This is a genomic window from Halomonas sp. Ps84H-12, assembly GCF_024124725.1.
Classification (GTDB): domain Bacteria; phylum Pseudomonadota; class Gammaproteobacteria; order Pseudomonadales; family Halomonadaceae; genus Vreelandella; species Vreelandella aquamarina.
This window is the reverse complement of record NZ_JAMXSJ010000029.1, coordinates 44,130-51,126: the sequence shown is the minus strand read 5'-3', so window position 1 is coordinate 51,126 and position 6,997 is coordinate 44,130. Positions and strand designations below refer to the sequence as shown.

Sequence of the window (6,997 nt, the reverse complement as noted above, 5' to 3'; positions counted from 1 at the left end):
GGCCTCGTCGACGTTGATATCGCTGATGGTCATATCACCGCATAGGTGTGCCGAATGATGCTGTGCACTATGCCAGAAAAATCAGCTGGTTGGCGATACCCCATCCGCAGCCACCTGAATAGTTACAAACAAACAACCCGGCAATGGCGCCGGGTTGAATGAACGCCTGTCATTGACAGACGGTTACCAGAGAGTGCCCGTCGTTGCCGGCTACTCCCACTCAATCGTAGCAGGCGGCTTACTGCTCACATCATAAGTCACCCGCGAAACGCCTTCCAACTCGTTGATAATCCGGTTGGAAACCTTCTCCAGCAGCTCGTAGGGCAGGTGCGCCCAGCGGGCGGTCATGAAGTCGATGGTTTCGACGGCGCGGAGCGCGATGACCCATTCGTAGCGGCGGCCGTCGCCAACCACGCCTACGGATTTCACCGGCAGGAACACGGCGAAGGCTTGGCTGGTTTTTTCGTACCAACCGGCGGCGCGCAGTTCTTCGATGTAGATGGCATCCGCGTCGCGCAGAATGTCGGCGTACTCTTTCTTCACTTCGCCGAGAATCCGCACGCCCAGGCCGGGGCCAGGGAATGGGTGGCGGTAGACCATATCGTAGGGCAGGCCGAGTTCGAGGCCGAGTTTGCGCACTTCGTCTTTGAACAGTTCGCGCAGCGGCTCGACGAGCTTGAGCTTCATGGTTTCCGGCAGGCCACCCACGTTGTGGTGGGATTTGATCACGTGCGCTTTGCCAGTTTTCGAGGCAGCGGACTCGATCACGTCCGGGTAGATGGTGCCCTGGGCCAGGAACTCTACGCCTTCGATTTTGCTGGCTTCTTCATCGAACACGTCGATAAAGGTGTTGCCGATGATTTTTCGCTTGGCTTCCGGGTCGTTTTCGCCTTTCAGCTTGCTGAGGAACAGCTCTTCGGCGTCTACACGAATCACCTTCACGCCCATGTGCTTGGCGAAGGTTTCCATCACTTGGTCGCCTTCGTTCTTACGCAGCAGGCCGTTATCCACGAACACGCAGGTGAGCTGGTCACCAATCGCCTTGTGCAGCAGCGCAGCTACCACGGAGGAGTCTACGCCGCCGGAAAGGCCCAGCAGTACGTGGCGGTCGCCGACTTGCTCGCGTACGCGCTGTACCTGGTCTTCGATGATCTGGGCGGGGGTCCACAGCTTTTCGGCTTTACAGATATCCAGCACGAAGTGCTCGAGAATCCGCTGGCCTTGCAGGGTGTGGGTCACTTCCGGGTGGAACTGTACGCCGTAGAACTGCTTCTCTTCCCAGGCCATGGCCGCAATCGGGCAGCTCGGGGTAGAGGCGGTCACGGTGAAGGTGTCCGGGGCCTTGGCGACCTTGTCACCGTGGCTCATCCACACGTCCAGCAGGGCGTTGCCGGTGGCCGGGTCTACGTGGTCCTTGATGTCCTTGAACAGGGCAGTTTCGGCGTCCAGACGGATCTGGGCGTAGCCGAACTCGCGCTGGTTGGAGCCTTCCACCTTGCCGCCCAGCTGCTCGGCCATGGTTTGCATGCCGTAGCAGATACCAAATACCGGCAGGCCCATTTCGAACACGCACTCGGGGGCTCGGGGGGAGTCCAGCTCGGTGACGGATTCCGGGCCACCGGCCAGGATGATGCCGTTAGGGTTGTATTCGCGAATCTCTTCTTCGGTGATATCGAAGGCGCGGATTTCAGAGAATACGCCGATTTCACGTACCCGGCGGGCGATCAGCTGGGTGTACTGGGAGCCAAAGTCGAGAATCAGGATCTTATGGGCGTGAATGTCACTCATGGCGGAGCCTCTATAACGCGGAACGGCCGCATTGGCTAAAAAGCAAGCGGCGGGGCAATGCCCGCCGCCGTGTAACTTAAAGCGCTGGTTAGCTCACCCGATAGTTGGGGGCTTCTTTGGTGATCTGCACGTCGTGAACGTGGGACTCGTTAAAGCCAGCGCCGGTAATCTGTACGAACTCGGGCTTGGTGCGCATTTCCTGAATGTCGCGACAGCCGGTGTAACCCATGGAGGCGCGCAGGCCGCCCATCAGCTGGTGAACGATGGCGCTCATCATGCCCTTGTAGGGTACGCGGCCTTCGATGCCTTCCGGCACCAGCTTTTCGGCTCCGGCGTCCTTGTCCTGGAAGTAGCGGTCGGCGCTGCCCTGGCTCTGGGACATCGCGCCCATGGAGCCCATGCCACGGTAGGCTTTGTAGGTACGGCCTTGGTAAAGCTCCACTTCGCCCGGTGCTTCTTCGGTACCGGCCAGCAGGCCACCCACCATCACGGCGCTTGCGCCAGCGGCAATGGCTTTCGCCAAGTCGCCAGAGAAGCGTACGCCGCCATCGGCAATCAGCGGAATGTCGAACTCTTTCAGCGCTTCGGCCACGTTGGAAACGGCGGTGATTTGCGGTACGCCAACGCCTGCCACAATACGCGTGGTGCAGATAGAGCCGGGGCCGATGCCTACTTTCACGGCGTCTGCGCCTGCTTCGGCCAGCGCTTTGGCAGCGGCGGCGGTGGCGATGTTGCCGCCGATCACTTGAATCTCGGGGAAGTGCTCTTTGATCCAGCGAACGCGGTCGATGACGCCTTGGGAGTGGCCGTGGGCGGTATCGACGATGATCACGTCAACGCCGGCTTCGGCCAGTGCCGCGACGCGGTCCGGGGTTTCCGGGCCGGTGCCGACCGCTGCGCCTACTAGCAGGCGGCCGTCGCTATCTTTAGCGGCCATCGGGTAGGTACGGGCTTTTTCGATGTCTTGGAAAGTCACCAGGCCGCGCAGATGGAAGGCGTCATCGACAATCAGCATTTTCTCAATGCGGTGTTCGCGCATCTTGGCTTTGCTAGTTTCAAGGTCGGTGCCTTCTTTCACTGTTACCAGCCGCTCGCGGGGAGTCATAATGTCGGCAACGCTGTCGCCCACGTTAGGCTGGAAGCGCATGTCGCGCTCGGTCACGATGCCTACCAGGGTTTCTCCTTCTACCACTGGGAAGCCGGAGAAGCCGTTTTCGCGGGCCATGGCCAGCAGGTCTTCCAGCTTGGCTTTGGGGCTAACGGTGACCGGGTCTTTGACAATGACGCTTTCGTGCTTCTTCACCTTGCGCACTTCAGCGGCCTGTTGCGCCATGGTCATGTTCTTGTGGATGATGCCGATGCCGCCTTCCTGAGCCATCGCAATGGCTAGACGCGCTTCAGTTACAGTATCCATTGCAGCGGAAAGCAGGGGAATATTCAGGAAGAGATTGCGGGTCAGGCGGGTTTTGAGGCTGACATCCTTTGGCAGAATGTCGGAGAAGCCGGGAACGAGGAGTACGTCATCGAACGTAAGCGCTTCTTGGGCCATACGTAGCATAGCGGCAACACCCATTGAGAAGTGGGAAGATGGGGCGTAAAAAGTTAATCGCCTATTATAACGTTTTGAGGGCCGCCCCAGCAAACCATCCTGCGATGATCTGCTGAAGGTGGCCCTCTGCGTTGGCCTGGGCGAAGCCCACTGTGGTGCGGCACGGGCGGTTTAGTCCAGCGCGTGGTCGTCGGCTTCGCTGGGGAAGTCGAGGTCTTCCAGGCGGCCCGTTACCGCCGTGGCGATGTTGGCCAGGTGCGAGGCCACACGCTTGTAGTGGCGCGCCAGCAGCGAGTAGGCCACGGCTTCGTGGAACTCGATGCTGTCCTCTTCCCGCAGTAGGGATTCGATCAGCTCGTCGCTGATGTGACGAATCTCCCGGGTGGCGGTGATGACGCCGTGGGCCTTTTGCTCATCGGAGTTGCGCGTGGCCGCAATCAGCTCGCTAAACAGCCCTCGCAAGCGCTCGGAGATGCTGTCCAGGGGCTTCTGGTAACGGTCTACATGGAAGCCTTCGGTGTAGAACACGCCTACCTCGAAGACGTTCTTGCAGTAGTCGCCGATACGCTCGGCGTCCTTGGCCACGCTCATCAACGCCAGGCAAATGGCCACGTCGTGGCCGGGGTTGACGGTCAGGTGGCGCAGCACCTTGCGGCGAATCGAGCGCTCCAGCTCGTTGACCGCCACGTCGCGCTCGTACAGGGGCGTGCGTACGTCCTCGGCGGCCACGGTGCTGTACAGCACCTCGTTGGCCCGTGAGAACATCCAGGCGCCATGCTCCAGCATTTGGGTCAGGTCCGCGTAGGCCTGGTCGATGCTGGTTTCCGAGGTAAGCGCACTAAAAAGCTGTTTGAACATGGGGAAACCCCTCAACTGGCCGCGCTTAGCGCAGGCGGATAAAGAATTCGGTCAGCGTGATGCCCACCAGCGGCACGATCAGGAACACACCGATCAGGAACAGGAACGCATAGCGAATGTGCTGCCCTGCCAGGCGTCCATACCAGGTGGCAATGCGCAACGGAATGACCCGCAGCGGCCACCAGATCGCGGTGCCGGTAAGGTTGAAGATAACGTGAAACAGCGCCACCGTCATCGCCGCCGCAATCGGGTTGGCGGTCGCCGCCAGTAGGCTGGTCACGGTGGTACCCAGGTTGGCCCCCATCATGAACGGCAGCACACGGCGCAGGCGCACCACCCCTGCCCCCGCCAGCGGCACCATCAGGCTGCTGGTGATCGAGCTGGACTGCACCAGCACGGTCGAGATCACGCCCACGCCGTAGGCCCGCGCATCGGTACGGAAGAAGTAGGTACGGAACAGGCCATCCATATGGCGCAGCAGCGCGCCGCGCAGGTTCTGCACCATGAACACCAGGGCGGCGAACATCAGCAGCAGGCCGATGCCAGCCACCATCAGCCCAGCGGCGGCGGTGGTGGGCATCAGCGCCGCGCCCAGCCAGTTAGCGGCATCCACCACCGGAGCGGTAATGGTCTTGATCGGGCTGTTGGGGCGGGCGACTTCTTCCAGGCCAATCAGGTCCGCCAGCCATGCGGCCAGGCGGGTGAAGATGCCGTAGCCGCGCTCGTGGAACATGCCGGTCAGCCACTCCACCGGGAAGATCAGCAGCACCGTGAGGATGTTGAACAGGTCGTGCATCAGCGCCGCGGTGAACGAGCGGCGGAAGTTACGCTTGATGCGCACGTTGGCCAGCGCCACGATGACGCCCGTGACGGCCGTGCCGATGTTGGCCCCCATGATAGCGAACACCGCCGTGCCCAGGGTCATTTCGCCACTGGCCACCAGGGTCACGATCAGCGCCGAGGTGAACGAGGAGCTTTGCACGACCATGGTGACCAGCACGCCCGCCATCAAGGCGATGAAGGGGTTCTGGCCATAGGCGAAAGCGCGGGTCAGAACGTCGCTGTCGCTGCCGAAGGTGCCTAACCCCGCACCCAAAACGTTCAGAGCAGCCAGGAACAGATACAAGCACAAGCCAGCGTAGATACCTCTTAGCCAGGCGGGCACTTCGTGAGGCGCTTGGCGAGCCAGCGCAGGACGATCTTGTGAAGGTCCGAGATTCGACATGAGCAATCTGCCCTGTTGGTGAACATCTATTGTGACGCTTTCATGACACTTCTGTGTCGGCGGGCACCGTAACACGGTTTTGTGACATTTTGATGACGCTTATCTTGCAGCGCCACCTTCCGCGCGCATGGTACGCCAGAGAACCCGCCAGGGCCATTGCTGTGCGCCCTGCACGTATTGTCTAATGAGCGGCCGCATCCCCACTTTCACCCGCGACTGGAAACTCCCATGAGCGCTCCCAACGCCCCCCTGCTATCGGTCAGTCAACTCAACCTCAAGGCGCGCAAGGCACTGGAGAACGACTTGGGCGATGTGTGGGTGGAAGGCGAGCTTTCCAACGTGTCGCGCCCGGCGTCCGGGCACATCTACTTCACGCTGAAAGATGACCGCGCCCAGGTGCGCTGCGCGCTGTTTCGCCAGCGGGCACGGTTCGTATCGGCCCCCATGCGCGATGGCGACCAGGTCAAGCTGCGCGGCCGGGTCTCGCTGTTCGAGCCCCGTGGCGATTACCAGCTGATCGCCGACGCCGTGCAGGCGGCGGGGCTGGGCGAGCTGCTGGCGGCCTACGAGCGCTTGAAGGCACAGCTGGAAGGCGAAGGGGTATTTGCCAACACCCGCCCGCTACCCTTTCCGCCCCGCAAGCTGCTGATTCTGAGTTCCGCCAGCGGCGCCGCCATCCGCGATGTGCTGGCGGTGCTGGCTGCGCGCTGGCCATTGACCGACGTGACGCTGATCCCCGTGCCGGTACAGGGCGCAGAGGCGGCCCCGGCAATGATCTCTGCCCTAGCGCTGATCAACCGCCAGACGCGGCTCGACCCCGCCCAGGATGCGGTGCTGATCACCCGAGGCGGCGGCAGTCTGGAAGACCTGTGGGCGTTCAACAACGAGCACTTGGCCCGGGCCATCTTCCACTCCCGTTTGCCGGTGATGTCTGCCGTGGGCCATGAGGTGGATGTCACCCTGGCGGATTTTGCCGCCGACATGCGCGCCCCTACCCCTTCTGCCGCCGCCGAGCGGCTGGTACCCGACCAGCACGCCCTCAAACGCCAGCTTCGGCAAGCCGAACAGCGCCTGCAGCGTGCCCTGCAAACCCACCTGGAGCGCGATAACCAGCGGCTGGACGCCCTGCGTGCTCGGCTCCGCCACCCGGGAGAGCGGCTGACCCACCAGCGCCAGCACCTGCAAGCCCTCGCCCAGCGGCTAGCGCGCGCCATGCAGCTCACGCTGAGCCAGCAGCAGCGCCAGCTTGGCCAGCTCGGCCGTCGGCTGGCCAGCCAGGACATGGCCCGGCTGCACCGGGCAGAAAGCGAGCGCATCGAACGCCTGCAACGCCGCCTGGCCAGCGCCATACAGCGCCAGCTGGAAGCGCGCCAGGCACGCCTGCACAGCGCCGCCCGGGCACTCAGCGCGGTCAGCCCGCTGGCAGTACTAGGCCGTGGCTATGCCATCGCCCAGGACGAACAAGGCCAGATCGTGCGCCGCGCCCAGGATACTCAGCCGGGCCAGCTGCTCAAATTGAAGCTGGGTGAGGGGTGTTTGAGCGTGGAAGTAAAACGGCGCTATCAGAAATAGCGCCG

Annotated in this window: 5 protein-coding genes; 1 reads left to right on the top strand and 4 read right to left on the bottom strand. The window is 62.3% G+C overall.

Annotated elements, in window-relative coordinates:
• Positions 1-210: 210 nt before the first annotated feature.
• The 4 genes from guaA to NH344_RS13910 form a co-directional block, all read right to left on the bottom strand.
• Positions 211-1,788 carry a glutamine-hydrolyzing GMP synthase gene (guaA, locus tag NH344_RS13925; protein WP_253028026.1) on the bottom strand — a complete coding sequence of 526 codons (1,578 nt, stop codon included), beginning with the start codon at positions 1,786-1,788 and terminating at the stop codon, positions 211-213.
• Positions 1,789-1,876: 88 nt separating this feature from the next.
• Positions 1,877-3,346: an IMP dehydrogenase gene (gene guaB, locus NH344_RS13920; RefSeq protein WP_054645354.1), complete on the bottom strand. Its 1,470-nt coding sequence runs from the start codon at positions 3,344-3,346 to the stop codon at positions 1,877-1,879.
• 162 nt (positions 3,347-3,508) lie between these two features.
• A complete protein-coding gene (locus tag NH344_RS13915) occupies positions 3,509-4,195 on the bottom strand; it encodes a PhoU domain-containing protein (RefSeq protein ID WP_058578694.1) in 687 nt (228 codons plus the stop codon).
• Positions 4,196-4,220: 25 nt separating this feature from the next.
• Positions 4,221-5,420, bottom strand: a complete 1,200-nt coding sequence (locus tag NH344_RS13910; protein WP_074210981.1) for a sodium:phosphate symporter — start codon at positions 5,418-5,420, stop codon at positions 4,221-4,223.
• Between the two features lie 228 nt (positions 5,421-5,648).
• Between NH344_RS13910 and xseA the strand changes: the two genes are divergently transcribed.
• Positions 5,649-6,992: an exodeoxyribonuclease VII large subunit gene (gene xseA, locus NH344_RS13905; protein WP_253028025.1), complete on the top strand. Its 1,344-nt coding sequence runs from the start codon at positions 5,649-5,651 to the stop codon at positions 6,990-6,992.
• Positions 6,993-6,997 lie beyond the last annotated feature (5 nt).

Coding starts and splice junctions, on each gene's coding strand:
- guaA (WP_253028026.1), bottom strand. CDS start 1,788: ATGAGTGACATTCACGCCCATAAGATCCTGATTCTCGACTTTGGCTCC.
- guaB (WP_054645354.1), bottom strand. CDS start 3,346: ATGCTACGTATGGCCCAAGAAGCGCTTACGTTCGATGACGTACTCCTC.
- NH344_RS13915 (WP_058578694.1), bottom strand. CDS start 4,195: ATGTTCAAACAGCTTTTTAGTGCGCTTACCTCGGAAACCAGCATCGAC.
- NH344_RS13910 (WP_074210981.1), bottom strand. CDS start 5,420: ATGTCGAATCTCGGACCTTCACAAGATCGTCCTGCGCTGGCTCGCCAA.
- xseA (WP_253028025.1), top strand. CDS start 5,649: ATGAGCGCTCCCAACGCCCCCCTGCTATCGGTCAGTCAACTCAACCTC.